General features: G+C 75.5%; 24 protein-coding genes. 17 read left to right on the top strand and 7 right to left on the bottom strand.

What is annotated here, in order from left to right; all coding sequences use genetic code 11:
• The first annotated feature begins 203 nt into the window (after positions 1–203).
• The 5 genes from ADEH_RS19930 to ADEH_RS19910 are packed head-to-tail and all read left to right on the top strand — an operon-like array spanning position 204 to position 8,070.
• On the top strand, positions 204–1,724 hold the full coding sequence (locus tag ADEH_RS19930) for a TolC family protein (RefSeq protein ID WP_232287353.1): 1,521 nt from the start codon (positions 204–206) through the stop codon (positions 1,722–1,724).
• Positions 1,721–2,869, top strand: coding sequence for an efflux RND transporter periplasmic adaptor subunit (locus tag ADEH_RS19925; RefSeq protein ID WP_011422906.1), 1,149 nt, complete (start codon positions 1,721–1,723; stop codon positions 2,867–2,869). The genes ADEH_RS19930 and ADEH_RS19925 overlap by 4 nt, the downstream gene beginning before the upstream one ends.
• Positions 2,866–6,003: an efflux RND transporter permease subunit gene (locus tag ADEH_RS19920; RefSeq protein ID WP_011422905.1), complete on the top strand. Its 3,138-nt coding sequence runs from the start codon at positions 2,866–2,868 to the stop codon at positions 6,001–6,003. The genes ADEH_RS19925 and ADEH_RS19920 overlap by 4 nt, the downstream gene beginning before the upstream one ends.
• Positions 5,978–6,661 (top strand): response regulator transcription factor, encoded by a 684-nt coding sequence (locus ADEH_RS19915; protein WP_011422904.1) that lies wholly within the window; start codon positions 5,978–5,980, stop codon positions 6,659–6,661. Before ADEH_RS19920 ends, ADEH_RS19915 begins: the two co-directional genes overlap by 26 nt.
• The gene (locus ADEH_RS19910) at positions 6,658–8,070 is read left to right on the top strand and encodes a sensor histidine kinase (protein WP_011422903.1); all 1,413 of its coding nucleotides are present in this window, start codon (positions 6,658–6,660) and stop codon (positions 8,068–8,070) included. Before ADEH_RS19915 ends, ADEH_RS19910 begins: the two co-directional genes overlap by 4 nt.
• 253 nt (positions 8,071–8,323) lie before the next feature.
• Here ADEH_RS19910 and ADEH_RS19905 read toward each other — a convergent pair whose 3' ends face one another.
• Together ADEH_RS19905 and serS are read right to left on the bottom strand one after the other, a co-directional pair.
• Positions 8,324–8,899 carry a PH domain-containing protein gene (locus tag ADEH_RS19905; RefSeq protein WP_011422902.1) on the bottom strand — a complete coding sequence of 192 codons (576 nt, stop codon included), beginning with the start codon at positions 8,897–8,899 and terminating at the stop codon, positions 8,324–8,326.
• Between the two features lie 153 nt (positions 8,900–9,052).
• Positions 9,053–10,360: a serine--tRNA ligase gene (serS, locus tag ADEH_RS19900; protein WP_011422901.1), complete on the bottom strand. Its 1,308-nt coding sequence runs from the start codon at positions 10,358–10,360 to the stop codon at positions 9,053–9,055.
• Positions 10,361–10,460: 100 nt separating this feature from the next.
• On the opposite strand from serS, the gene ADEH_RS19895 reads away from it, so the two are divergent.
• The 5 genes from ADEH_RS19895 to ADEH_RS19875 all read left to right on the top strand — a co-directional run bounded on the left by ADEH_RS19895 (position 10,461) and on the right by ADEH_RS19875 (position 14,005).
• Positions 10,461–11,132, top strand: a complete 672-nt coding sequence (locus ADEH_RS19895) for an RNA polymerase sigma factor (protein WP_011422900.1) — start codon at positions 10,461–10,463, stop codon at positions 11,130–11,132.
• Complete coding sequence (locus ADEH_RS19890) at positions 11,129–11,647, top strand: zf-HC2 domain-containing protein (RefSeq protein ID WP_011422899.1); 519 nt, start codon at positions 11,129–11,131, stop codon at positions 11,645–11,647. Before ADEH_RS19895 ends, ADEH_RS19890 begins: the two co-directional genes overlap by 4 nt.
• A 47-nt stretch (positions 11,648–11,694) precedes the next feature.
• Positions 11,695–12,330, top strand: coding sequence for a hypothetical protein (locus tag ADEH_RS19885; RefSeq protein ID WP_011422898.1), 636 nt, complete (start codon positions 11,695–11,697; stop codon positions 12,328–12,330).
• A gap of 86 nt (positions 12,331–12,416) precedes the next feature.
• Positions 12,417–13,217, top strand: coding sequence for an SDR family NAD(P)-dependent oxidoreductase (locus ADEH_RS19880; protein WP_041453723.1), 801 nt, complete (start codon positions 12,417–12,419; stop codon positions 13,215–13,217).
• A complete protein-coding gene (locus ADEH_RS19875; RefSeq protein ID WP_011422896.1) occupies positions 13,214–14,005 on the top strand; it encodes a hypothetical protein in 792 nt (263 codons plus the stop codon). Before ADEH_RS19880 ends, ADEH_RS19875 begins: the two co-directional genes overlap by 4 nt.
• A 145-nt stretch (positions 14,006–14,150) precedes the next feature.
• On the opposite strand, the gene ADEH_RS19870 is transcribed toward ADEH_RS19875, so the two are convergent.
• Entirely contained in the window at positions 14,151–14,942 is a 792-nt protein-coding gene (locus ADEH_RS19870; RefSeq protein ID WP_011422895.1) for an alpha/beta fold hydrolase, read from the bottom strand.
• A 169-nt stretch (positions 14,943–15,111) separates the two neighbouring features.
• Here ADEH_RS19870 and ADEH_RS19865 point away from each other — a divergent pair, with 169 nt between their 5' ends.
• From ADEH_RS19865 to ADEH_RS19855, 3 genes are all read left to right on the top strand, one after another.
• Positions 15,112–16,572, top strand: a complete 1,461-nt coding sequence (locus tag ADEH_RS19865; protein WP_011422894.1) for a TldD/PmbA family protein — start codon at positions 15,112–15,114, stop codon at positions 16,570–16,572.
• Entirely contained in the window at positions 16,569–17,891 is a 1,323-nt protein-coding gene (locus tag ADEH_RS19860; protein ID WP_011422893.1) for a TldD/PmbA family protein, read from the top strand. The genes ADEH_RS19865 and ADEH_RS19860 overlap by 4 nt, the downstream gene beginning before the upstream one ends.
• Positions 17,892–18,003: 112 nt before the next feature.
• The gene (locus tag ADEH_RS19855; protein WP_011422892.1) at positions 18,004–18,378 is read left to right on the top strand and encodes a response regulator; all 375 of its coding nucleotides are present in this window, start codon (positions 18,004–18,006) and stop codon (positions 18,376–18,378) included.
• A gap of 81 nt (positions 18,379–18,459) precedes the next feature.
• Here the strand turns inward: ADEH_RS19855 and ADEH_RS19850 are convergent, their stop codons facing one another.
• Genes ADEH_RS19850 through purS form a run of 4 tightly spaced genes read right to left on the bottom strand, consistent with a single transcriptional unit; the run spans position 18,460 to position 20,496 of the window.
• Positions 18,460–18,885: a hypothetical protein gene (locus ADEH_RS19850; protein WP_011422891.1), complete on the bottom strand. Its 426-nt coding sequence runs from the start codon at positions 18,883–18,885 to the stop codon at positions 18,460–18,462.
• Positions 18,882–19,535 (bottom strand): alpha/beta hydrolase, encoded by a 654-nt coding sequence (locus ADEH_RS19845; RefSeq protein WP_011422890.1) that lies wholly within the window; start codon positions 19,533–19,535, stop codon positions 18,882–18,884. Before ADEH_RS19845 ends, ADEH_RS19850 begins: the two co-directional genes overlap by 4 nt.
• 40 nt (positions 19,536–19,575) lie before the next feature.
• On the bottom strand, positions 19,576–20,232 hold the full coding sequence (purQ, locus tag ADEH_RS19840) for a phosphoribosylformylglycinamidine synthase subunit PurQ (RefSeq protein WP_011422889.1): 657 nt from the start codon (positions 20,230–20,232) through the stop codon (positions 19,576–19,578).
• An 18-nt stretch (positions 20,233–20,250) separates the two neighbouring features.
• Entirely contained in the window at positions 20,251–20,496 is a 246-nt protein-coding gene (gene purS / locus ADEH_RS19835; RefSeq protein WP_011422888.1) for a phosphoribosylformylglycinamidine synthase subunit PurS, read from the bottom strand.
• A gap of 63 nt (positions 20,497–20,559) precedes the next feature.
• Between purS and ADEH_RS19830 the strand changes: the two genes are divergently transcribed.
• From ADEH_RS19830 to ADEH_RS19815, 4 genes are all read left to right on the top strand, one after another.
• Positions 20,560–21,837 (top strand): hemolysin family protein, encoded by a 1,278-nt coding sequence (locus ADEH_RS19830; RefSeq protein WP_011422887.1) that lies wholly within the window; start codon positions 20,560–20,562, stop codon positions 21,835–21,837.
• A 127-nt stretch (positions 21,838–21,964) separates the two neighbouring features.
• Positions 21,965–22,420: a hypothetical protein gene (locus ADEH_RS19825; protein ID WP_011422886.1), complete on the top strand. Its 456-nt coding sequence runs from the start codon at positions 21,965–21,967 to the stop codon at positions 22,418–22,420.
• A gap of 45 nt (positions 22,421–22,465) precedes the next feature.
• Positions 22,466–23,839, top strand: a complete 1,374-nt coding sequence (locus ADEH_RS19820) for an MFS transporter (protein ID WP_232287352.1) — start codon at positions 22,466–22,468, stop codon at positions 23,837–23,839.
• Between the two features lie 210 nt (positions 23,840–24,049).
• Positions 24,050–25,624, top strand: a complete 1,575-nt coding sequence (locus ADEH_RS19815; protein WP_232287351.1) for a HEAT repeat domain-containing protein — start codon at positions 24,050–24,052, stop codon at positions 25,622–25,624.
• Positions 25,625–25,630 lie beyond the last annotated feature (6 nt).

Raw genomic sequence — 25,630 nt, 5'->3', positions numbered from 1 at the left:
GTGCGGGCCTACGCTCGGCATGAGCGGGGTTGAGGAATCGTGGCGGGCCGCGCGCCTACGGCGGCATGAGCGGTGGAGTGAGCGGAGCCCGCCGTCCCGCCTCGGCTTGCGACAACATGCCGCTTCTAAAGGCACTTTTCTGAGAGCCTTCTCACGGGGAACCCATGCCGCGGCGCGCCGGCCGCGGCAGAACACGGCCCGCGATGATGCCCTCCTCGGTCCTTCTCCTCTCGCTCCTGGTCGTCGCCGGCCCGGTCCCCCCGGCCTCGCCGCAGTTCCACGAAGCCCCGCCGCACCGGATGGCCCCGCTCGCGCCGGAGCGGGTCTACGCCATCACCTTCGACGAGGCGCTGGGGCTCGCCGCCGAGGCGCCCTCGGTCGCGGGCGCGGAGCGCGCGGTCTCGGTCAAATCCGAGGGCAATTCGAAGATTGGCCTGCTCACCTCCAACCCCTCACTCGTCCTCCAGCCCGGGTTCTCGACCAGGGACGCGAACCCGCGGCTGGAGGGCGAGGTAGCCCTGACGCAATCCTTCAACCTGGCGGGCCTCTCGGGCAACCGCCGCAAGGCGGCCCGCACCGAGGAGCAGCAGCTCCGCGACGAGGCGCGCGCGGTGGCGCTCTCGCGCCGCCTGGACGCGGCGCAGGCGTGGCTGGACATGTGGGCGGCGGAGGCGGCCTTCCAGCTGTCGCGCGAGGAGCTGGGCCTCGCCATGGATCTGGCGGCCCGCACCCGCCGCGCGGCGGAGGCGGCCGCGCTGACCCGCGCGGACGCGGCGGACGCGGACGCCTACGAGGCGGAGGCGCGGCTGGCGTCGCTCTCGGTCGAGGGCGAGGTGACGGACCTGGGCTTCCGCCTGGCGGAGATGGTGGGCCGGGCGACGCCGCTGCCGATGACGACCTCGGGCGAGCTGCCGATGGCGACGGTCCCGGAGCGCGCGGCGTGGCCGGCGCTCATCGCGCGTGCGGCGGCGCTGCCGGCGGCGCGCGCGGAGAAGCTCGCTGCCGAGGCGGACCGGGCCCGCGCCTCCGAGGCGCGCTCGGCGCGGGGCCTCGATCTCCAGCTGGGCGCGCGCGCGCAGCGCGACTCGGCGGGGAACGACGTCCTCTACGGCATCGTGGGCTTCACCTTCCCGGTGTTCGAGCGGGGCCACCGCGAGGCGGCCACCTTCGACGCGGCGGCGGCCCGCCGCGCGGGCGAGGCGGAGGACGCGTCGCGCCGCGCGGTGACGGAGCTGGCGCGCGCGTTCCACGAGGTGGAGCACACGGGCGAGGTCCTAGACGCGCTGGAGAAGACGCTGGTCCCGGCCGCGGCGGAGAGCGCCCGGCTGCGCGAGGCGGCGATGCGCGCGGGCGACGCGACGGTGGTCGAGGTCCTGGTGGCCCGCCGGAGCGCGGCGTCGGCGCGTGCGCGCGAGCTGCGCGCGCGGGCGGCGCACGCCTGGGCGCGCGCGAAGGTCGCGATGCTGGTGGCGCTGGTGCCGACGGATGGGGCGCCGCCCACCGCTCGCCCTTCGACTTCGGCGGTGCCTGCGGCCCCGCCTACGCTCAGGGTGAGCGGAGCTCAGGGTGAGGGGGACGGTCAGACTTCGGCGGACGCCGCCGCTCGCCCTTCGACTTCGGCGGTGCCTTCGGCCCCGCCTACGCTCAGGGTGAGCGGATCACCTAGCCCGGACGGGCGCGATCCCGAACCTTCGCAACCCCGCAGCACCGGAGTCACGCCGTGAACCGAATCCCTCGCACGTCCCTCCTCGCCGCCGCGGCGCTCGTCGCGCTGGCGGCCTGCTCGAAGGAGCCGGGCCCGGTGCCGGCACAGCCGTCGCAGGCCTCGCCGGCGGAGCCGGCCTCGCTGAAGCTCGCGAAGGAGCAGCAGCCGGGCGCCGCCGACACGACGCCGGCGGCGGCGACGAGCGCGCGCACGCCGTGGGTCCGCGCCCGCGCGGCGGAGGGCGTCTCGTTGCTGGAGGCCCCGGCGACGGTGCTGCCGGCTCCGGAAGGCGTCGCGGCGGTGACGCCGCCGTTCCGCGCGCGCATCACCAAGATCTCGGTCCGCGCGGGCGAGAAGGTGGCGCGAGGGCAGGTGATCGCCGAGGTGGTGATGCCGGAGGTGGTCCAGGCGGCGGGCGCCTACGCGGCGGCCTCGACGCGCCTCGAGGCCTACCAGCGCCGGAAGGACCAGCTCGACGGCCTCAAGAAGGAGGGCCTGGTGAAGCTCTCCGACCTGCTCGAGTCGGAGACGAAGCTCGCCGAGGCGCGCGCGGACCAGCAGAGCGCGCTCGCGACGCTGCGCGCGGCGGACCTGGGCGCGGCCGATGCGCGGCGCATCCTGGACGGCTCGGGGCAGGTGGGCCTGCGCTCGCCGATCTCGGGCATGGTCCACGAGGTGAAGGCCTCCATCGGCGAGACGCGCGAGGCGGCGGGCGAGCCGATCGCGCGGGTCGCCGCCGACGGCGAGACGCGGGTGGAGGCGCGGCTGGCGTACGCGCCGCCCCCGACGGCGAAGTTCGAGCTCATCCTGCCGGACGGCACGCGCCACCCGGTGGACCTGCTGGGCCGCGCGCCGGTGGTGGATCCGCGCGACGGCACCACGGCGGCCTGGTTCGCGGGCCGGAACGGCGGCGCGCGCCTGCCGGCGGGCCTCTCGGCGCGCCTGGCGGTGAAGATGGGCGAGGCGGCCGCGGCGGTGCCGGCCCGCGCGGTCGCGCTCGACGGCAAGCAGGCCTACGTGGTCCGCAACGTCGCGGGGAAGCCGCAGCGCCTCCCGGTGCAGGTGCTCGCGACGTCGGGCGCGGACGCGCTCGTGAAGGGCATCGAGCCGGGCGCGGAGGTCGCGGCGGACGCGGCGCTGGCCGGCGCGGAGGAGCGGCCGTGATCGGACGCCTGGTGGCGTGGTGCGTGGACCACCGCAAGCTGGTGGTCGCGCTCACGGTGGCCCTGGCGATCGTCGGGGCGATCTTCAGCGCGCGCCTCAAGTTCGACGCGATGCCGGACATCACCACCAACCAGGTGCTGGTGCTGACGCGCGCGCCGGGCCTGACGCCGGAGGAGGTGGAGAAGCTCGTCACCCGGCCCATCGAAGCGGCGCTGGGCGGCGTGCCGGGCATGGTGGAGCAGCGCAGCCTGTCGCGCTACGGCATCTCCTCGGTGACCGCCGTCTTCGACGACGGCGCCGACACCTACCGCGCCCGCCAGGTGGTGAAGGAGCGGCTCGACACGGTGGCGCTGCCGAACGGCGTCTCGGCGCCGGAGCTGGGCCCGGTGACGGGCGGCCTGGGCGAGATCTTCCACTTCACCATCTCCTCCAACCGCCGCACGCCGGCGGAGCTGCTGGAGATGGCGACCCTGCGCGTGTCGCCGCTGCTCCGCAGCGTGCCGGGCGTGGTCGAGGTGAACACCTGGGGCGGCGAGCAGCGCACGCTCGAGGTCCGCGCGGATCCGGTGCGGATGGCGCAGCGCGGGCTCACGCTCGCCGACCTGCGCGGCGCGCTGGAGCAGGCGACGGGCACCGCGGCGGGCGCGAGCGTGCCGGCGGGCTCGGCGCAGTCCCTGCTCCGCGCGGTGGCGCTCCCGAAGGACCCGACCGACCTCGCGCACGCGCTCGTCCACCCGGAGGGCGGCAACCTCCCGCCGGTGCGGCTCGCGGAGGTGGCGGACATCCGCGTGGGCGCGATGCCGCGCATCGGCGCCGCCACCAAGAACGGCCACGGCGAGACCGTCTACCTGATGGCGCAGATGCTCCGCGGCGACAACGCGCTCGAGGTGATGGACCGCGTCCACGACGCGATGGCGAAGGTCCGCAAGGCGCTCCCGGACGACGTGACCGTGGACGTCGTCTACGACCGCTCGAAGCTGGTCGAGGGCACGCTCCACACGGTCTTCAAGAACCTGCTGGAGGGCGGCCTGCTGGTGGTGGCGGTGCTGTTCCTCATGCTGGGCTCGTTCCGCGCGGGCCTGCTGGTGGCCTCGGCCATCCCGCTCTCGATGCTGGGCGCGACGGGCGCCATGGTGCTGCTGGGCATCCCGGGCAACCTGATGAGCCTGGGCGCCATCGACTTCGGCCTGGTGGTGGACGGCGCGGTGGTGATGGTGGAGGCGATCTTCCACGGCGTGGCCGCGGCGACCTTCGCGTCGGCCGACCGGCGCGGCGGGCGCGAGAAGATGGCGGCGCACGTGCGCGAGGTGACGCGCTCGATGGCGACGCCGGTGTTCTTCTCGGTGCTCATCATCCTGCTCGTCTACGTGCCGGTGCTGTCGCTCACCGGCGTGGACGGGAAGATGTTCCGCCCGATGGCGCTGACGGTGGTCTTCGCGCTGCTCACCTCGCTCGTCCTCTCGGTCACCTTCATCCCGGCCGCGGCGGCGCTGCTGCTCCGCCCGAAGGACATCCCGGGCCGCCCGCCGCCGCTGGTGCGGCTCCTCGATCGGCTCTACCTGCCGCTCCTCGACCGCACGCTGGCGCGCCCGAAGGCGGTGGCGGCGGGCGCGGTGACGCTGCTCACGCTGGGCGTGGCGCTGTTCCTGTCCGCGGGCTCGGAGTTCGTGCCGCAGCTCGACGAGGGCGACCTCGTCATCCAGACCACCCGCGCGGCGGACATCTCGCTCGAGTCGGCGGTGCGCGAGGCGGGGCGGATGGAGGCGGCGGTGCTGTCGCAGGTGCCGGAGGCGACGCGGGTCGTCTCGCGCGTGGGCAGCCCGGCGGTCGCGACCGACATCATGGGGCTCGAGCAGGCGGACGTGTTCGTGACGCTGAAGCCGCGCTCGGAGTGGCGGAAGGGCCTCACCCGCGACCAGCTCATCCGCGAGGTGGAGCTCGCCATCGGGCGCGAGGCGCCGGGCGGTGACCCGGCCTTCACGCAGCCCATCCAGATGCGCTTCAACGAGCTGCTGGGCGGCTCGGTGGCCGACGTGACCATCTCGGTGTACGGCGAGGACCTCGCCGACCTCCGCGCGCTCGCCGAGCAGGTGACGGGAGTGGTGGAGCAGGTGAAGGGCGCCGAGGACGTGCGCATCTACGCGCCGCCGGCGGTGTCGCTGCTCGAGGTCCGGCCGCGGCCGCTCGACGTCTCGGCGGCGGGCTTCACGGTGCGCGACGTGCTCGACGCGGTCACGGCGGTCCGCACCGGCGTCGAGGTGGGCGCCACCTACGACGGCCCGCTCCGCATCCCCATCGTGCTGCGGCTGGGCGACGGCGCGAGCGCGTTCACGCTCCCGTCGCTGGGCCTGCCGGCGCCGGGCGGCGCGCTGGTGCCGCTCTCGCGCGTCGCGGACGTGTCGAGCGAGGTCGCGCCGAGCCTGGTCTCGCGCCAGGACGCCGAGCGCCGGCTGGTGGTCGGCTTCAACGTGCGCAGCTCCGACCTGGGCGGCGTGGTGGGCGCGGCCGAGCGCGCGGTCGCGGCGCAGGTGCGCCCGCCGGCCGGCTACCGCATCGAGTGGGGCGGCTCCTTCGAGACCCTGAACGAGGCGAAGCGGCGGCTCGGCGTGGTCATCCCGGTGGTGCTGGTGCTCATCGTGGGCGTGCTGCTGGCGGCGTTCCGGAAGCTGAAGCCGGCGCTCGTCATCTTCATGAACGTCCCGTTCGCCTCGGTGGGCGGGATGATCGCGCTCTGGGCCCGCGGCATGCCGGTGTCGATCTCCGCGGCGGTCGGCTTCATCGCGCTCTCGGGCGTGGCGGTGCTGAACGGCGTGGTGCTCATGAACCGGCTGGTGGCGCTCGAGGCCGAGGGGCGCTCGCCGGCGGAGGCGGCCGCGACCGCGGCCCGCGAGCGCGCCCGGCCGGTGCTGATGACGGCGCTCGTGGCCGCGCTGGGCTTCATCCCCATGGCCATCGCGACGGGGGTGGGCGCCGAGGTGCAGCGCCCGCTCGCCACGGTGGTCGCGTTCGGCCTCGTCACCTCCACCATCCTCACGCTCCTCGTGCTCCCGGCGCTCTATCCTTGGCTCTCGCGCCGGGCCGAGGGATCATCGCCGGCGGAGCCCATGCATGAAGCTCTTGCTGGTCGAGGATGAGGACCGGGTCGCGCGCGTGCTGGCGCGCGGCCTGGCCGAGGAAGGCCACCAGGTGGACGTCTGCGGCACGGGCCTCGGGGCCCGCGAGCAGGCGACGTCCATTGCCTATGACGTGGTGCTGCTCGACTGGTCGCTGCCCGACCTCGACGGCATCTCGGTGCTGCGCGAGTGGCGGTCGCGCGGGCTGCGCACGCCGGTGCTGCTGCTCACCGCCCGCGGCTCGACCGGCGAGAAGGTCACGGGCCTCCGCGCCGGGGCCGACGACTACCTGGTGAAGCCGTTCGACTTCGACGAGCTGCTGGCGCGGATCGAGGCGCTGCACCGCCGCGGCGGCGCCACCGACGTCTCGGCGCTCGGCCCGGTGACGCTCGACGCCCGCCGGCGGGCGCTCGTGGTGGGCGCGAGGTCGGAGACGCTCACCGCCCGCGAGTACGGCCTCGTCGCCGAGCTGGCCCGCCACGCCGGCGAGGTGCTCTCGCGCACCCGCCTCATCGAGACGGTGTGGGGCCAGGAGTTCGAGGGCAACTCGAACGTGGTGGACGTGTACGTCGGTTACCTCCGCACCAAGCTCGAGCGGCTCGGCGCGCCGGGCGTGCGCATCGAGTCGGTGCGCGGGGTGGGCTACCGGCTGGTGGTGCCGCCGGGGGGCGCCGCGTGAAGCTGGCGGCGCGCCTCTGGCTGCTAGGGGCGGTGGTGCCGCTCCTGGGCATGCTCGCGGCGGCGTTCGCGGCCGGCGAGCTGTTCCGCGCCAGCCTGGAGCGCGCGCTCGACGACGCGCTCATGGGCCAGGCGGCGGCCGAGGCGGTGTCGCTGTTCGACGCGCCGGGCGGGAAGCCCCACCTGCACATGGCCACCTCGCCGCTGCGCGGCTCGCTGACCCGCTTCGCGCCGGCCGCCGCGCTCTACGACGCGGCGGGGACCCGCATCCTGGTGTTTCCGGAGGACGCGCCGGCGGGCCTGGTGGACGACTGCCTCGCGCCCGTCGGCCTCGGGCCCGAGCCGCGGCTCGCCACGCGGCTTCGGGCGGACCACGGCGGGCGGGACCGCGTGCTCACGGTGGCGGTGACGAGCCCGGACGGCGCGCGCTGGGCGCTCGAGCTCTCCGCCTCGCTCGAGGGCGTGCACGAGACCGTCCACGCGTTCCGCCGCACCGGGTTCGCGATGGCGCTCCTGCTCGGCCTGGGGCTGTTCCTGCTCCAGACGTTCCACGCGCGGCGCCTCGCGCGGCGGGTGAACGCGCTCACCGGCCACATGGCGGCGCTCCGCGAGGGGAACCTCGAGGCGGCCCCGCCGGCGGCCGAGGGCGACGACGAGATCGCCGCGCTGGGCCGGGTGGTGGCGGACGCGACCGCGAAGCTGCGGCGCGCGCGAGAGGCGCAGGACCGGCTGGTCGCCGACGCCGCCCACGAGCTGCGCACGCCGCTCACGCTCATGCGCACCTCCATCGACCTCGCGCTGCGCCGCCGCCGCGAGGCGCCGGAGCTGGTGGAGACGCTCGACGAGACCCGGCGCGAGGTGGACCGGCTGGCCCGGCTCGCCACGCGCCTGCTCGACCTCGCCACCGCCGGGCGCGGCGCCTGGGACCGCACCGCGGGCGACCTGGTCCAGGCGGCGCACGAGGCCGCCGAGGCGGCCCGCGCCGCGGCCGAGGCGAAGGGGATCCTGGTGCAGGTGGAGGGGCCGGAGGCGCTGCCCGCCACGTTCGACGCGGCCGGCGTGCGCCAGGCGCTCGACAACCTGCTCTCGAACGCCATCCGCCACGGCCCGCGCGGCCGGCCGGTCACCATCCGGCTGGCGCGCGCCGGCGACCTCGTCCGCATCGCGGTGCAGGACGAGGGGCCGGGGATCGCGCCCGGCGACCGGGAGCGGGTGTTCCAGGCGTTCGAGCGCGGCAACGGCGAGGCCGCCGGCCCGGAGGGCGCGGGCCTGGGGCTCGCGATCGTGGCGGAGATCGCGCGCGGCCACGGCGGGCGGGCCTACGTCGCGGAGACGGGGGCGGGCGCCGAGGTGGTGATCGAGGTGCCCCTCGACTCCGGGCCCCTCGACTCTCGCTCATCCCGAGCGTAGGTCGGGCCCCTCGACTCCCATCCGCTCATCCCGAGCGTAGGCCGGGCCCTCGACTCCGATCCGCTCATCCCGAGCGTAGGTCGGGCCCCTCGACTCCGATCCGCTCATCCCGAGCGTAGGTCGGGCCCCTCGACTCCGGGCCGCTTCGCGGCCCTACGCTCGGGGTGAGCGGAAACGATCGGGGCACGGCCGGAGTCGAGGGACGCTCGGGGTGAGCGGAAACGATCGGGGCACGGCCGGAGTCGAGGGACGCTCAGGGTGAGCGGACATCGGGCCGGGGCCCGAACCGGCTGCCCGGCTTCACCCGCCGCGCGCGCGCCGACCGGGAGAGCACCTCCTCGACGAACGGCTCCGCCGGCTCCGGCGAGAGCACGAACGTGTCGCGGTCCGTGGTCACGCGGACCAGGCCGTCGCCCCGCGTCGCGTACATCCGGAACTTCCCGAGCGTGCGCGAGCGGAACCGGCCGTAGTGGCCGAACGCGCCGCTCGTGCCGAGCAGCCGGATGGCGCCGCCGAGCGCGCCCGGGGCCAGCAGCTCCACCTCGCGCACCTCGCGGAGCGGGATCTCGATGGGCAGGAGCGGCCGCTCCACGCGGATGAGCGCGGTCTCGATCTCGAAGCCGGTCGGCGCGAGCGCCCAGGCGAGGACGGCGGTCGCGAGGATGAACACGGGCATCCCGGCGAAGAACAGCCCCGCCAGCCCCCGCTCCGGCGTCTCGGGGTGGCGCGCCACGAAGATCGTGACCGCGGCGCCGGCGGCGGTGAGCCCGACGAAGAGCGCCGTGCTCACCTTGAGCGAACGCTCCCAGCGCGCGGCGTAGAGGGCCATCGGCCGGGATTGTAGCGCGTCTTCAGTGCGCTCATCCCGAGCGTCCCTCGACTCCGGCCGTGCCCCTATCGTTGCGCTCACCCCGAGCGTAGGGCCGCGAAGCGGCCCGGAGTCGAGGGGCCCGGCCTACGCTCGGGATGAGCGGGGGAAGGACTACCGCTCCACGCCCCGCGGGAACGTCTCGGCGGCGATCCGCTCGAGGCCCCCCATGTACGGCCGGAGCGGCTCGGGGATGACCACGGTCCCGTCCGCCTCCTGGCACTGCTCCAGGATCGCGACGATGGTGCGGCCCACCGCCACGCCCGAGCCGTTCAGCGTGTGCGCGAGGCGCGGCTTGCCGTTCTCGCCGCGGTAGCGCACGCGGATGCGGCGGGCCTGGAAGTCCTCGCAGTTCGAGACCGAGCTGATCTCGCGGTAGGCGCCCTGGCCCGGGCACCACACCTCGATGTCGTAGGTCTTGGCCGAGGAGAAGCCCATGTCGCCGGTGCAGAGCAGCGAGACGCGGTGGTGCAGCCCGAGCCGGCGCAGCACCTCGCAGGCGTCGTCGAGCATCTTCTCGTGCTCGGCGTAGCTCTCCTCCGCCTTGGAGAGCTTCACCAGCTCCACCTTGTGGAACTGGTGCTGGCGCATGATCCCGCGGGTGTCGCGGCCGGCCGAGCCGGCCTCGGCGCGGAAGCACGGGCTGAACGCGCAGTACGACACCGGCATCGCGCTCGCCTCGAAGATCTCGTCCCGGTGCATGTTCGTGACCGGGACCTCCGCCGTGGGGATGAGGTACATCGGCGGCTCGTTCGTGGTCTTGAACAGGTCCTCCTCGAACTTCGGGAGCTGCCCGGTGCCGGTCATGGTCTCGCCGGTCACGAGGTACGGCGGGAGGATCTCGGTGTAGCCGCGCGAGGTGTGGACGTCGATGAAGAACGAGACGATGGCGCGCTCGAGCCGCGCCGCCGCGCCCTTCAGGATGGTGAAGCGCGAGCCGGACAGCTTCGCGGCCTGCTGCCACTCGAGCACGCCGAGCGCCTCGCCCACCTCCCAGTGCGGCTTCGGGGTGAACCCGTACGCCTTCTGCTCGCCCCAGGTCTTCACCACCACGTTGTCGTGCTCGTCCTTGCCGTCCGGCACCGAGTCGTGCGGCGGGTTCGGGACCAGCATGAGCAGGCGCGTGAGCTCCGCCTCGACCTCGCCGAGCTCGGCCTCGGTCTTCTTCACCTCGTCGCCGAGCGCGCGCAGCGAGGCGCGCGCGCCCTCCACGGCGCCCTTGTCGGTGCGGGCCAGCTCGCGGATGCGCGCGTTCGCGTCGGCCTGCTCCTTCTTCTGCTTCTCGAGGAGCACGTTCAGCTCGCGGCGGCGCGCGGCGAGCGGCTTCACCGGCGCGAGCGCCTGCACCGCGCCCTCGCCCCGGCGGGCGAGGCGGCGCTCGAAGCTCTCGAAGTCGGCGGCGACGGCCTTGAGGTCCAGCATGCGGGAACCCCTTCGAATCGGTTGGAATCCGGGCCGCAGGATTAGTCTTTAACCTCTGGACGGGCAAGGGGTCTTGCCAGGCGTGACCCCGGGGATTCGCATGGCGGACGACGTGGACAGAGGGCGGCCGGTGCTCCGGGTGGTGCCGGGCGGTGCGCGCCCGGGCACGCCGGCGTCCGCCGGCCCCGCCGCGGCTCCGGGCGCGGCCGCGCCGATCTCCGACGAGGTGGCGGTCGCGGCGTTCCTGGCCGGCGACGACCGCGCGTTCGGCGAGGTCGTCCGCCACCACGAGCGGCTGGTCCTCGCGCTGGTGCGCCGGTACGCGCGGACCCCGGAGGACGCGCGCGACCTGGCGCAGCGCACGTTCCTGCGCGCCTTCGAGGCGGCCCGCCGCACCCTGGCGCGCGGCGGCGCCGGCGCGGTGCCGTTCCGCCGCTGGCTCGTCCGCGTGGCGGTGAACCTGGGCAAGAACCACCTGCGCGACGAGACGCGCTGGATGCGCGCGCCGCTCGAGGCCATCGGTCCGGACGTCGGGGCCGCGCCGGCCGCGCACGAGGCGGCGGTCCGCGCCGAGCGCGAGGCGCGGGTGCGCCGGGCGGTGCTGGCCCTGCCGCGACGGCAGCGCGAGGTGCTCACGCTGCGCATCGACGCCGAGCTGCCGTTCTCCGAGATCGCCGCCGCGCTCGGCACCACCGAGAACTCCGCCAAGGTGAGCTTCCACCACGCGGTGCGCCGCCTCCAGGCGCTCGCCGGGGAGGAGGAGTCGCCGTGACCGCCTGCCGGGACCAGTCCCTCGCCGTCTCGCTGCACGCCGCCGGCGCGCTGGAGGGCCCCGAGGCCGCCGCGCTGGAGCGGCACCTCTCCGCCTGCGCCGGCTGCCGCGCCGAGGCCGCCCGGACCGCGTCGCTCCTGTCCGCGGCCCGGCTGCCGCCCCCGGGCGAGGCCGAGCTGCGGGCGCTCGACGGCCTCGCCGAGTCCACCTCGGCGGCCCTCGCGGCGCGCCGCCCCGCCGCGCGGACGCTCCGCGCGCTCGGCACCGGCCGCCGCCTGGCGCTGGGGCTCCTCGCGCTGGCCGCCGCGGCGGCGCTGGTGATCGTGCCGGTGGCCGTCCGGCAGCGGCTGCCCGGCCGCGCGGCCGCGCCGGCGGAGGTGGCCGAGGCGGAGCGCTGGCAGGAGCCGGACCTCGACACGCTCTGGCAGGACACCGAGGTGCTCTCGCTGGAGGAGACGTCCTCCTCCTGGGGCGGCCAGGACTCGGCGGCGCTCGTCGCGTACGACGGTGGGTGAAGGGTCGTCCTTCACCGTTCGGAAACCCACGAAGAAGGAGGAAGGCGATGAGGAAGCTCCTCGCAGTGCTGGTGGTGTTGCCGCTCGCGGCCCTGGCCCAGGGCGGCCGCGGGCCGGGCCCGGGGCCCGGCGGAGGCCAGGCGGGCGCACAGGCGGGGGCTCAGGCGATGCCCCCGCGCGGCGATCCGGAAAGGATGGAGCGGCGCATGCGGCTCACCCGGACGCTCGGCCTCGCCGAGGCGCTCGACCTCGAGCCGGACCAGGCGCTGAAGCTCGGGCAGCAGGTGGCGAAGTTCGACGACCGGCGGCTCGCGGTGCACAAGCAGATGCACGACGCGCATCAGGTGCTCCGCCGCGCCGCGCAGGGCGAGAAGGTGCCGGCGGGCGAGGTCGATCAGGCCATCAAGACGGCGCTCGACGCCCGCGCGCAGCTGCAGGCGATCGACCGCGACGTGATCGCGACCGTCACGAAGGACCTCTCCCCCGAGAAGCGCGCCCGCGCGGTCCTGTTCCTGGAGCGCTTCCAGGGCCGCTTCGGGCCGGGGATGGGCCCGGGCATGATGAAGTTCCGCCGCGGCGGCCCCGGCCCGGGCAAGGGCATGGGCATGGGGCCCGGCATGGGCATGATGCACGGCCCCGGCCCGGGCTGCCTCGGCATGGCGGACGACGACGACGAGGAGTGAAGTCCGGGGTGCGCGGCCCTGCCGCGCCGCCGCGTCCGGGTGAGCCCCCGGGCCTTCCCGGCCCGGGGTTGTTACACTCGCCCGTCATGGCCCCGCCCGGCGCACCCGAGCCGCTCGCCGTCGTCACCGGCGCCTCCGCCGGCATCGGCCTCGCCCTGGCGCGCGAGCTCTCGCGCCGGGGCCGGCCGGTCCTGGCGGTGGCCCGTCGCGAGGACCGCCTCCGCTCGCTCGCCGCGGAGGCGCACGCGGCCGGCCGCGCCGAGATCCACCCGCTCGCGCTCGACGTCGCCGCGCCGGGCGCGCCGGAGCGGCTGGTCGAGGCGGCGCGGCGGCTGGGCGGCGCCGGGCTGCTCGTCAACAACGCCGGCCTCGGCCAGTACGGCCGCTTCGAGCGCGCCAACCCGGCGCGGCTCGCGGCCATGCTGCGCGTCAACTGCGAGGCGCTGGTGCTGCTCTCGCACGCGTTCCTGCCCGAGCTGCGCGCGGCGGGCGGCGGCGCGATCCTGAACGTCGCCTCGGCCGCCGCGTTCCAGCCCACCCCGTACACGGCCGTCTACGGCGCCACCAAGGCGTTCGTGCTCTCGTTCACCGAGGGGCTCGCCGAGGAGCTGCGCGGCAGCGGCGTGTGGGCGGGCGCGTTCTGCCCGGGGCCGGTGGACACCGAGTTCGGCGAGGTGGCGGGCACCGGCGGCCGGTTCGGAAAGCCGCCCGGCATGCTCACCGCCGAGGCGGCCGCGCTCGAGGCGATCGAGCAGCTCCGCGATCGCGAGGTGGTGTGGGTGCCGCACCCGATCTACAAGCTCACCGCGGCCGCGTCGCGCCTGGTCCCCCGGGCGATCCTGCGCCGCGTCTCGGGCCGGGTCCACCGGCCGACGGAGGATGCATGAGCCGCAGGCGAGGGAAGGGCGAGGACGCCACGCCGGGGATCGCGCCGGTGTACGAGGGGCCGGAGGTGCTCTCGGCGCTGCTCGAGCGCGCCGGCTCGAAGAACCGCGCCGAGGACGTGGTGGCGATGTTCACGCAGGCGCAGGCGGCGGGCGAGCCGCGCTCGGCGGTCATCCCCGGCATCTTCCAGGACGAGCCGCGCTTCGAGTCGCCGGAGGCGGCGCGCCGGCTCTACTCCAACCTGTTCGGCCTGTGGGCCCGCCTCGCCGCGGGCCTGGGCGCGCTCGACGATGCGCCCGAGGTGGTGCCGGAGCCGGCCGCGCCGCCGGAGCTGCCGGAGCGCGGTGCCGGCGAGGGCGACGTGCTCGAGCGGGAGCTGGTCGAGGCGGTGTGGAAGAACCTGGCCGCCGCCGCGCCGCGCGAGCTGCAGCGCCGGCGCGACCGCTTCCAGAACGTGCAGCCGGACCTCGCGGCCTGGCTCGACGCCGCGCCGCTCCCCGACGCCGCCGCGGTGACCGCGCAGGACCTCGCGTTCGAGGCCTGGGCCATGTTCGACCAGGCGTTCGGCGAGCGGCTCGGGGCGGTCGAGTACCACCAGCTCCGCGCGGTGGAGAAGGAGCCGCCGCCGCTCGAGAGCGTGCAGCCCGCGCTGGCCGCCTACGTGGCCGAGCAGCTCGACGTGCTGGCCGACGACGACCCGAACGTCACCGAGGAGGTCCGCGCGCAGATCGAGCGCGCGGTGGCCGCCGCGGTGGCGGGGCTCACCGAGTCGGTGCGGGACTTGTCGTAGCCGTTCGGGCGCTCGTGGGTCGACAAGCTCACCACGACCCTTCGACTCCGGCCGTGCCTGCGGCACGGCCTACGCTCAGGGTGAGCGGGTCGAGTTCGCTCATCCCGAGCGTAGCGCGGCCGCCAGGCCGCGCGGAGTCGAGGGACTACGCCGGCAGCCCGTCCACGAACGCGGTCAGCGCGGCGTCGAACGCCGCGGGGTTCTCGACGTTCGCGAGGTGCCCCGCGTCCGGGATGGTGACGAGCTTCGCGCCCTTCACGCCGTCGGCGATCTTCCTCGCCTCGGCGGGCGGGGTCATGCCGTCCTCGGCGCCGACGACGACGAGCGCCGGGCAGGCGATGGTGGCGAGCGTGGCGACCGAGTCCTGGCGCTTCGCCATCCCGCGCTGCGCGGCGGCCACGCCGGCGGGCGTGCCGTCGAGGATGAGGTGCCGGACCTCCTTCACCACGGCCGCGTCCGCGCCGGGCCGGAGCAGCTTCGGGACCATCTCGTCCGCCACCCAGCCCAGCCCCTTCTCGAGGGCGGTGCGCGCGAACTTCTCGCGGTTCGCCTTGCCGATGTCGTCGTCCGCGCCCGCCTTGGTGTCGCAGAACGCGACCCCGCGGAACAGGCCCGGCGCCTGCCGGTACAGCTCGAACGCGAGGTAGCCGCCCATCGACAGCCCGGCGACCGCGGCGCGCCCGACCCGCAGGTGCGCGAGCAGCGCCCGCACGTCGCCGGCGAGCAGGTCGAGCGTGGACGCCTCGGGCGGCGTGCCGCTCTTGCCGAGGCCGCGGTAGTCGAGCGCGATCACCCGGTGCTTCCGCTCCAGCGCGGCGATCTGCCGCGCCCACATCCCGGAGTGGAGCGGGAAGGCGTGGAGGAGGACGACGGCGCTCGAGCCGCTTCCGGCGTCGCGCCAGTGGATCTCGGTTCCGTTCAGGTTGGCGACGGGCATTCCCGAAGCATTAGCACTCCGGTGCGCGCCCGTCCGCTTCCCGCCCGCGTCGGGCCCGCGCGGGCGCCGCCCGCGGCGACGCCACGGCCGACGCGGGCAGGGCGGCCCGGACGGATCCGCGTTACACCTATCCACTCGGACCCGCCCAGGCGGCGGAGCAAGGGATCGGATGAGCGAGTACGGACAGGGGGCCCCGGCCGGCCCGCGCGAGGGGATCGGCTACTTCGCGCGCTTCGGCGTGACCGAGCGGATGATCGCCGAGACGCTCTCGGCGGCGCTCTCGCGCGGCGGCGACCACGCCGACGTCTTCTTCCAGCACCGGGTGTCCTCGGACATCGGCGTCGAGGACGGGGCGGTGAACCGCGCCTACGCGAGCGTCGAGCTCGGGGTGGGCGTACGCGTGGTGAAGGGCGACCAGACCGGCTACGGCTACACGGAAGACCTGTCGCTCCCCGCGCTGGTCGAGTGCGCCCGCACCGCCGCCGCCATCGCCGACGGCCCGTCGCGCCCCGGCCCGCAGCGGCTGCACGTGCAGGGCGGCCTGCCCGACCGCTACCCGCTCGTCCGCCCGTGGAGCGAGGTGCGGCCCGAGGAGAAGCTGCCGCTCGTGGCCGGCCTGAACGAGCGCGCGTTCGCGGCCGATCCGCGCGTGAAGAAGGTGAACGTGTTCCTCCGCGACGAGGACGGCGCGGTGCTGCTCGCCGACTCGTCGGGCCGGGTGGTCGAGGACCGCCAGCCCATGACGCTGCTCTTCCTGTCGGTGCTCGCCGAGGAGAAGGGGCGGCGCGAGCAGAGCGGCTACAACGTGGCCGGCCGCGCCGGCTTCGAGTTCTACACGCCCGAGCGGCTCGACCGCGTCGTGCGCGAGGCGATCGATCGCACCTCGGTGCTGTTCGAGGCGGTCGCGGCGCCGGCCGGCGAGATGCCGGTGGTGCTCGCGGCCGGGTCCTCCGGCATCCTGCTCCACGAGGCCATCGGCCACGGCATGGAGGCCGACTTCAACCGCAAGGGCGTGTCCATCTACGCGGACAAGATCGGCAAGCCCATCGCGAGGCCGTTCGTGAACATCGTGGACGACGCGGCCAACCCGGGCGCGCGCGGCGCCATCAACGTGGACGACGAGGGGAACGCCGCCGGCACCACGCACCTGGTGGAGAACGGCGTCCTCGCGACCTACCTCCACGACTCGATCTCGGCGCGCCACTACGGCGTCGCCCCCACCGGCAACGGCCGCCGCGAGAGCTACCGCTACCCGCCGCTCCCGCGCATGCGCTCCACGTACATGCTCCCCGGCCCGCACCGGACCGAGGAGATCATCCAGTCGGTGAAGAAGGGCATCTACTGCGTGAACTTCTCGAACGGCCAGGTCAACATCGGCGCCGGCGACTTCACGTTCTACGTGAAGAACGGCTGGCTCATCGAGGACGGGAAGCTCACCCGCCCGGTGAAGGACGTGAACATCATCGGCAACGGCCCGAAGGCGCTCGAGCAGGTGGACATGGTCTCCGACGACCTCGCCATCGACGAGGGCGGCTGGACCTGCGGCAAGGACGGGCAGAGCGTGCCGGTGTCGCAGGGCCTGCCCACGGTGCGCGTCGCCTCGATGACGGTCGGCGGGAGGGGCTCGTGAAGGACCTGCTCGAGATCGCGCGCGACGCCGCCGCGCTGGCGCGGCAGCGGGGCGCGGACGAGGCCGCGGTGGGCGCCTACCGCGCGCGGCACGTCGAGGTGGCGTGGCGCGACGGGCGGCTCGAGAAGGTGAGCGAGGCCACCACCCGCGGCCTCGGCCTCGACCTGTACGTGGACGGCCGCTACGTCTCGGTGGGCACGAGCGACCTGCGCCCCGAGGCGCTCGACCGCTTCGTCTCCGACTCGGTGGTGCTCGCCCGCACGCTCGCGCCCGACCCGCACCGGCGGCTGCCGGATCCCGAGCTGTACCAGGGCCAGGCGGCCGTCGATCTCGAGCTGGAGGACCCGCACCACGGCGCGCTCGACGCCGCCGAGCGGCGCCGGCAGGCCGAGGCCATCGAGGTCGCGGCCCGCTCGGTCCCGGGCGCGCAGGCGATCCTGTCGGTGTCCACCAGCGTCTCCGACTCCCTCAGCGAGAGCGCGCTCGTCCACACCAACGGCTTCGAGGGCCGCCGCCGCGGCACCGACTTCTGGATCGGCGCCGAGGTCACGGTGAAGGATCCCGACGGCCGGCGCCCCGAGGAGTACGCGTCCTCGGGCGCGCGCCACCGCGCCGACGTGGAGTCGCCCGAGGTCATCGGAAGGCGGGCGGGCGAGCGGGCGGTCGGCCGCATCGGCTCGCGAAAGGGCGAGTCGGCGGTGACCGCGCTGGCGGTGGACAACCGCGCCTCCGGGCGGCTGGTGGGCGCGCTGTTCGGCCCGCTCTCGGCGTCGTCGATCCAGCAGAAGCGCTCGTACCTCGAGGGCAAGGTCGGCGCCGAGGTGGGCAGCCCGCTCCTCGACGTGCGCGACGAACCGCACGTCCGCCGCGGGCTCGGCTCGCGGCTGTACGACGGCGAGGGGCTCGCCGCGCGGCCGTTCGCGGTGTTCGAGGGCGGCGTGCTGCGGACGCTCTACGTGGACACCTACTACGGCCGGAAGCTCGGGATCCCGCCCACCACCGGCCGCTCCTCGAACCTCGCCTGGAAGCTGGGCGAGCGCTCGCAGGCGGCGCTCCTCGCCGACATGGGCGAGGGGATCCTCGTCACCGGGTTCCTGGGGGGCAACTCGAACGGGACCACCGGCGACTTCTCGCTCGGGGTGCGCGGCTTCCGGGTGCGCTCCGGTGCGCTGGCGGAGCCGGTGGGAGAGATGAACGTCTCCGGCAACCACCTCGAGCTCTGGAAGCGGCTGGTGGCAGTGGGGAACGACCCCTACCGCTACTCGCCCATGCGGACCCCGACGCTGGTGTTCGAGGGCGTCCAGCTCGCCGGGACCTGACGAGCACGTGTGGGCCGACCCGCCCCGCGGTCGGGTCCCCGGCCCCTGGGACCCCCTCCATGCCACCGACGCGAATTTGCAGGCTGCGCGCTGCGTAGATACTTCTGTATTCGTGGCCCGCGTACTCATCGTCGACGACGAGTCGGACATCCGCCAGGCGGTCGCCGAGGTGCTGGCGGAGGAGGGCCACCAGGTGGTCTCCGCCGGCGACGGCGAGGAGGCGCTCGCGCAGATCCGCGCCTTCCACCCGGAGCTGGTCCTGCTCGATCTCATGATGCCGGTGATGAACGGCTGGGAGTTCCGGGCCGCGCAGAAGGGCGATCCGGACATCAGCGCGATCCCGGTGGTGATCCTGTCGGCCATGGGCCGCGAGGGCGCCATCGACGCCGACGGCTACATCCAGAAGCCGTTCGACCTCGAGATGCTGCTGTCGGCCGTGCGCCGGCACGCCGTCTCCGCGCCGCCGCCGGCCGCGCAGAACGCGTAACCCGCTCGTCCCTCGACTCCGCGCGGCCTGGCGGCCGCGCTACGCTCGGGATGAGCGGATCGAAGCCGGAGTCGAAGGGCGCTACCTCCTCCACGCCACCGTCACGCCCGGCCGGCGCCCGCCGGCGCGCAGCGCCTCGACGCCGCGGCGCCCCGCGTCCACCGCCTGCGCCACGCGGTCGGTCGCGTCCGCGTCCGCCTCCAGCGTCTCGCACGCGGAGGAGAGCACGTCGCCGAGCAGGCGCCACTCCGCCTCGAGCGCCCCGCCGTCCGGGCCCGCCTGCAGCCGCACCAGGCCGGTGGTCCGGTCCCAGGCCTCCTCCGGCGGCGCGCCGCGCGCGAGCGCCTCGCCCACCGCGCCCACGAACGCCTCCACCACGCCGTCCAGCGCGGCCGCGGGCGCGCGCCGGCCGTCCCACGCCGTCGCGCGGGCCGACCTCCAGATGCGCGCCAGCTCCCCGCGCGCGGCGGCGATGGCCTCGCCGGTCCGCCGGGCGTCGAGCCTCACGGGATCCGCGCCTCCTCGAGGAGCCAGCCGAGCGCCGCCTCCGCCTCGCGCTGGAGCGCGGGGAGGTCCTCGGTGAAGAGGTGCGTCGTGCCGGGCACCACGGTGAGCCGCCGCGGGCCGCGCGACCCCTCCAGCACCGCGCGGACCTCGTCCGGCAGGCCGAACGCGTCCCGCTCCGCCTGCACCACCGCGGCCGGCCGCTCCACCGCGCGCGCGTCGGCGGCGTCGCGCACGAGGTCGAGGTCGGCCGAGCGGAGCGCGAGCCCGGCGAGCAGGAGCCCGCGCACGCGCGGGTCCGTGCCGCCCGCCAGGATCGTCATCCACGAGCCGAAGGAGAAGCCGCAGCAGAGCAGCGGCAGGTCCGGGTGGCGCGCGCCGAGCCAGCCGAGCGCGGCGCGCGTGTCCTCCACCTCGCCGAGGCCGCGGTCGTAGGCGCCCGCGCTCAGGCCCACGCCGCGGTAGTTGAAGCGGAGCGTGTGGCCGCCGAGGGCGCGCACCGCCCGCGCCAGCCGGTAGGTGGCGTGGTTGTGCATCGTGCCGCCGAAGCGCGGGTGCGGGTGGCAGACCAGCGCGGCGAACCGCGCGCCGGGCACCTCCTCCAGCAGCGCTTCCAGCCGGCCCGCGGGCCCGGTGAGATCGACCTGTGGCAACGTCCGTCCTCGGCCCCCCGGGAGCGGGCGGCGCGCCCGATCAGCCGAGCAGCGCCGCGAACATGCGCTTGCCTTCCTCGAGGCCGAGGATCGACTCGCTGGCGCGATCCGGGTGCGGCATCAGGCCGACCACGTTGCGCGCAGGGCCGCCGGAGATCCCGGCGATGTCGCGGGCCGAGCCGTTCGGCGCGCCGCCGACGTAGCGGAACACGACGCGCCCCTCGCCCTCGAGCCGGTCGAGCGTCTCCGGGTCGGCGAAGTAGTTCCCCTCGGCGTGCGCGATGGGCATGGTCAGCGACTGGCCGGCGAGGCCGCGGGTCACCGGCGTCTCCTGCCCCTCGACGCGGATCGTGACGTCCTTGCAGATGTACTTCAGCGACGCGTTCCGCATGAGGACGCCGGGCAGCAGGCCGGCCTCGCACAGGATCTGGAACCCGTTGCAGATGCCGAGCACCGGGCCGCCCTTCTCCGCGAACGTGACGAGGTCGGCGATCACCGGCGAGAAGCGGGCCAGCGCGCCGCAGCGGAGGTAGTCGCCGTAGCTGAAGCCGCCCGGGACCACCACCGCGTCGAGCTGCTCGGGCAGGCGGTCCTTGTGCCAGACGTACTGGGCCTCGGCGCCCATGACGTGCTTCACCACGTGGTAGCAGTCGTGGTCGCAGTTGGAGCCGGGGAAGGTGAGGATGCCGACGCGCATGGTGCGGTGCCGTCCGAGCTAGAGCTCGATCCGGAAGTCCTCGATGACGGTGTTGGCGAGCAGCTTGCGGCACATCTCCTCGAGCCGCCTCCGCGCCTCGGCCTCGGGCAGCTGCTCGTCGAGGGCGACCTCGATGAACTTGCCGAGCCGGACGTCCGAGACCTCGCCGTAGCCCATCGCGTGCAGGGCGCGGTTCACCGCCGACCCCTGCGGGTCCAGCACCCCGCGCTTGAGCGTGACGTACACGCGCGCCTTCTTCGCCATGCGCGGGTTTATAGCAGAATCCGCCCCGTGCGCCTCACCCGGGTTTTGCTAGGGTACGGGGCGATGGAGGGACCTTCGGCAGCGGGGATCCTGTGGCTCGTCGCGGGGATCGCGGCGCTGCTGGCGCTGCGGGCCGTGGCGGCCGCGCTGGAGGCCGCGCTGGTGGCGGTCGGCGTGCCGCGGGCGCAGGCGCTCGCGCAGCCGCCCGACGCGGGCGCGCGCGCCCGGGCGCTCGGCGCGCTGGCCGGCAGCCCGGAGGCCACCGCGTTCACGCTCCGCGCCGCCGCCACGCTCGGCACGCTGCTCGCGGGCGTGCTGGCCGGCGCCGGCGGCCCCGCGCTCGTCCCCGGGCTGCCGCCCTGGCCGGCGCGGCTCGCGACCGCGCTCGTCGCCGGCCTGCTCTCGCTGCCGCTCTCCGCCGCCGCTCGCGGCCTCGGCGCGGCGCACGGCGAGGGGGTGGCGCTGGCGCTGGCGCTCCCGTTCCGCGGCCTGAGCGAGCTGCTCCGGCCGCTCGCCCGCCTGGTGGCGTGGGTCGCCGGCCGCCGCGCGCGCTTCTCGCTCCCGCCGCCGCCGCTCGACGAGATGGAGCGCGCGCTCGCGGAGTACGCCGGGCGCGCCGGCGCCGGCTCGGAGGGGACCCGCGAGCTCATCCACAACGTCTTCGAGTTCCGCGAGAAGGTCGCGCGCGACGTGATGGTCCCGCGCACCGACGTGGTGGCGGTGGAGATCGGCACGCCGGTGCCGGAGATCATCCGCACGCTCTCGGAGGAGGGCCACTCGCGGATGCCGGTGTACCGCGAGAGCCTCGACCAGATCGCCGGCGTGCTCCACGCGCGCGACCTCGTCCCGCTGCTCGCGCACCCCGAGCTCATCGTGCTCGCGGACATCCTGCGCCCGGCGCACTTCGTGCCCTGGTCGAAGCCGGTCGAGCAGCTCCTGCGCGAGATGCAGCGCCGCCACCTGCACATGGCGTTCGTGGTGGACGAGTTCGGCGGCGTGATGGGCATCTGCACCATCGAGGACGTGCTCGAGCAGATCGTCGGCGACATCCAGGACGAGTTCGAGGAGGACGACGAGGGCCGCGAGGTGGAGCAGCACGCCGACGGCAGCTTCACCGTGCAGGGCGCCGCGCCGGTGGCGGAGTTCAACCGCGCCGCGCAGGCCGCCGTCCCCGAGGACGAGGGCTTCGAGACCATGGCCGGCTTCGTCTCCTCGCTGGCGGGCGCGATCCCGGCGCGCGGCGACCGCTTCTTCTGGAAGGGCTGGGTGTTCACCGTGGCCGAGGCCGATCCGCGGCGCGTCGTGAAGGTGCGCGCGGCGCGGGTGAAGCGGGGCGGCTAGCGCCGGGCCCCCGGGCCGGCGTCCCTCGGCCCGAAACGGCGGCTGGGCGGGCGTGCGGCCCCCGGGCGAGTCCCGCCCCGCCCCGGCCGTGCCGGGCGGGGGTGCCAGGGGTTACCGTTCCGGCGCCATGACCGACGAACGCAACGGCGTGCGGCTCGGCCAGGCGGTCCGCGATCTCGACGGCCGGCCGCTGGGTCGCGTGGACGCGCTCTACGACTGGGGTTTCCGCGTGGTGAAGGGGTTCCCCATCCTGTTCCGGCAGGAGCAGGTGCTGCGCTACGACGAGGTGCGCGGCGAGCGCGACGGCGCGCTGGTGGTGGCCCGCAGCGAGGCGGCGCTCCTGCAGCTCGCGCACGGAGAGATCCCGGACATCTGGCGCGTCCCCACCCCGCGCGCCTTCCCCGCCGCCGCCACGCCGTCCGAGGCGCGGGACCTGTTCGCGGAGCTGGCCGCCGGGCGCGCCGCCTCCGCCGCGCCGCGGCCGGGCGTCCCCGAGCCGTCTCCGCTGCCGGCCGAGGACGAGCGGGACTACGTGCGGAGCCGCGGGGAGTCCTTCCCGGCGGGCCCGCCCCCGCAGCCCTGATCTCGGCCCGCACCTCCGCGGCGCTCTCGGGTAATGTGCGCGGCCATGACCGAGGCCGCCCCCTCGCCGCGCCCGCAGCCGGCCGGCTACCGATGGCTGGTGCTGCTCGCCTGCAGCGTGGCGATGTTCGGCAACTACTACGTCTTCGACGCGCTCTACCCGGTCACCCCGCTGCTCGAGAAGGCGTTCGGGTTCACCGGCGAGCAGGTGGGCCTGCTCGACACCGCCTACAACGTCGCGGCGCTGCTCACGCTCCTCGCCGGCGGCGTGCTCATCGACCGGCTCGGCACCGCGCGCTCGTCGGTGCTGTTCGGCGCCATCGGCGCGGCCGGCACGCTGCTCATCGCGTTCGGCCCGGCGCTCACGCCGGGCACCCCGGCGCTGGGGATGGCGGCCGGGCGCTTCGTGCTCGGCGTCGGCTCGGAGCTGTTCATCGTGGCCGCGACCACGGTCGTCGGGCGCTGGTTCAAGGGCAAGGAGATCTCCTTCGCGCTCGCCGTCCAGCTCCTCATCGCGCGCTTCGGCTCGCTCGCCGCCGACCAGTCGCCGAACTTCGCCCGCGGCCTGTTCGAGCGCGGCTGGCAGGCGCCGCTCTTGCTCGCCGGCGTGCTGGGCGTGGCCTGGTTCGTGTTCGCGGTGATCTACGCCGGCCTGGAGGCGAACGCGGCGCGGCGCTACGGCGTGAAGGGCACGGTCGCGACCGACAAGCTCGTGCTCGGCGACCTGGTCCGGTTCGACCGCGCCTACTGGTGGGTGGTCGGGCTCTGCGTCGCGTTCTACGCGACCATCTTCCCGTTCCGCACCTTCGCGAACCTGTTCTTCATCGACTACCGCGGCCTCTCCAACGAGGCGGCCGGCAGCCTGAAGAGCGTGCTCCCCTTGCTCTCGATGATCGGCATGCCGCTGTTCGGGCTCCTGGCGGACAAGTTCGGCAAGCGCGCCCTGATGATGGCGGCCGGCTCGGCGCTGCTCGTGCCGCCGTTCCTGCTCATGCTCTGGTGGCACACCGGCGTCGTGCTCCCGGAGGTGCGCCTGCCGCTGCTCGGGACGGTGCTCGCCGCCGGCACGCCGCTCGAGCTGGTGCTCGCGATGGCGATGATGGGGCTCGCCTTCGCGCTGGTCCCGGCGGTGCTCTGGCCGGCGGTCACCTACCTCGTGCCGGCGGGCCGGCTCGGCTCGGCCTACGCGCTCATGACGTTCTGCCAGCAGGTGGGCTGGGCGGCCATGAGCTGGGGCATGGGCAAGGTGAAGGACGCGGGGCACGCCAGCGCCGCGGCGCCGGGCGGCTGGGTGCCGGTGGTGCTGATGCTGGCGGTCCTCTCCAGCGCGGGGTTCGTGTTCTCGTTCCTGCTCTGGCGGTCCGAGCGCGGGGCGGGGGCGCACGGGCTGGAGGACGTCACGCCGGGTGAACGCGCCTGAGCGCGTGAGCGCCGGGCCAGGACGCCCGGTCCGGGCCGGGATCACCGGTCCGGGCCGGGCGTCAAGTTGTTTGCCATCGGGATCCCGAACCCGTATGCTGCGATATCGACGCAAGATCCCGGGATCAGGCGGGATCTGGCGGGCGCGCGGCGGCGGGCGGCGCGTTGACCCGAGGGCGGGTGAATGGCGGACGGGGCGAAGGTCAACGGAGTGGCGGCGGCGATCGATCCGGAGGGGCTCCTCAGGAGCGCGCTCGAGAAGATCGTCTTCTTCGAGTGCCGCGTCTCCCAGCTCGAATCCGAGCTCGCGGCGGCGCGCACCACCGCCGAGCGCGCGCGCGCCGACGCGGCCAGGGCGCACCGGCGCGAGGTCGAGCTGGAGCAGGCTGCCGCGGCCGAGCGCGGCGCGCGGGCCGACGCCCAGGCGCAGGCCGACGACCTCGTCGAGCGGGTGCGGCTGCTGGAGGGCGAGCGGGAGCGGCTCCTGTCCGGGCTGGTGGAGCGGGCCCGCATCGGCGGCGCGACCGGCGCCGACGGCGCGCCCGGGCCGGAGGAGGGCGGGGCCGACCTGGCCGGCTTCATCGCGGAGCTGCGCGCCGAGATCGAGGCGCTGCGGGCGTGGAAGGCCGCGGCCGAGGCCGGCGGCGTCCGGGTGGACGCGGGCGGCGCCGTGCACGTGCCGAAGGCGCGCGAGGCCGCCGAGGGGGTGTCGCAGCTCGCCGGGCGGTTCGAGGCCGAGGGGCGGGTGGGGCTCTCCGGGCGCGACACCGACCGGATGAAGGAGCTGCTCGCGACGCGCGCCGACCGCGTGCTCTACGAGCGGTCCATGGACGACCTGCGCGCCCCGGATGCGCGCACCCGCCAGCGCGCCGTCCGCACGCTGGAGGCGCTCGGCTCGAAGGCCGCCGCGCCGCTGCTCGCCGCCGCGCTCGGGCGCGAGGAGGACGGCGAGGTGAAGGCGGCGCTGCTCGGGGCGCTGGCCCGGTTCAAGGAGCCGTTCGCGGCGCCGCTGGCGGAGCGGGCGCTCGAGGACGCGCGCCCGGCCGTGCGGGTGGCCGCGCTGGAGGCGCTGAACGCGGTGGCGTCCGGCGACGCGGAGCCGCGGCTCGCCGACGCGCTCTCGGATCCGAGCCCCATCGTGCGGCGCCGCGCGGCGCTCCTGCTCGGCTACGCGCCGGGCGAGCGCGCCGAGGCGGCGCTGTCGGTCGCGCTCGGCGATCCCGACCGCGGCGTGGCCCGCGCGGCCGCGGCGGCGCTGTCCGGCCGGCCCACCGCCCGCGCGCAGGGCGCGCTGGCGCGCGCGCTCGAGCACCCGGACGAGAGCGTGCGCCGCGCGGCCGCGTCGGCGCTGTCGCGCGTGGCCGGCGAGCGCATCTCGTCGGACGGCTCCGCGCCCGCGCGCCGGGCCGCCTCGCGCCGCATCGCCGAGCGGCTCGCCGCGATGGACGGGGCGGCGCTGCGCGACGCGGTGATGGCCGGGGCGGACGCGCTCGCCCCCGCTCGCCCCGCGCAGGCCCCCGCCCGCCCCTCGACGAGCTCGCGGCGAGCGGCCGTCCAGGGCTCGCCGCGCACCGCGGTGGCGGTCGCCGTCAGGGAGGCCGCCCCCGCCGATCCCGGCCTCGACGCCGGGATCGTGGGCGAGGTCCGCATCGCGCTCCGCGGCTGCACCGCCGCGGATCTTTCCGCCGTGCTCGGCGCGCCGCAGCCGCGCGTCGACGCCGCGCTCGCCGCCCTGGCGGCCCGCGGCGCCCTCGTCCAGCGCGGGGCGCGCTGGTTCATGGCATAGAGGACA

The sequence above is a fragment of the Anaeromyxobacter dehalogenans 2CP-C genome, assembly GCF_000013385.1.
In the GTDB taxonomy this organism is placed as follows: Bacteria; Myxococcota; Myxococcia; order Myxococcales; family Anaeromyxobacteraceae; genus Anaeromyxobacter; species Anaeromyxobacter dehalogenans_B.
This window is presented reverse-complemented; position numbering and strand designations above follow the sequence as displayed.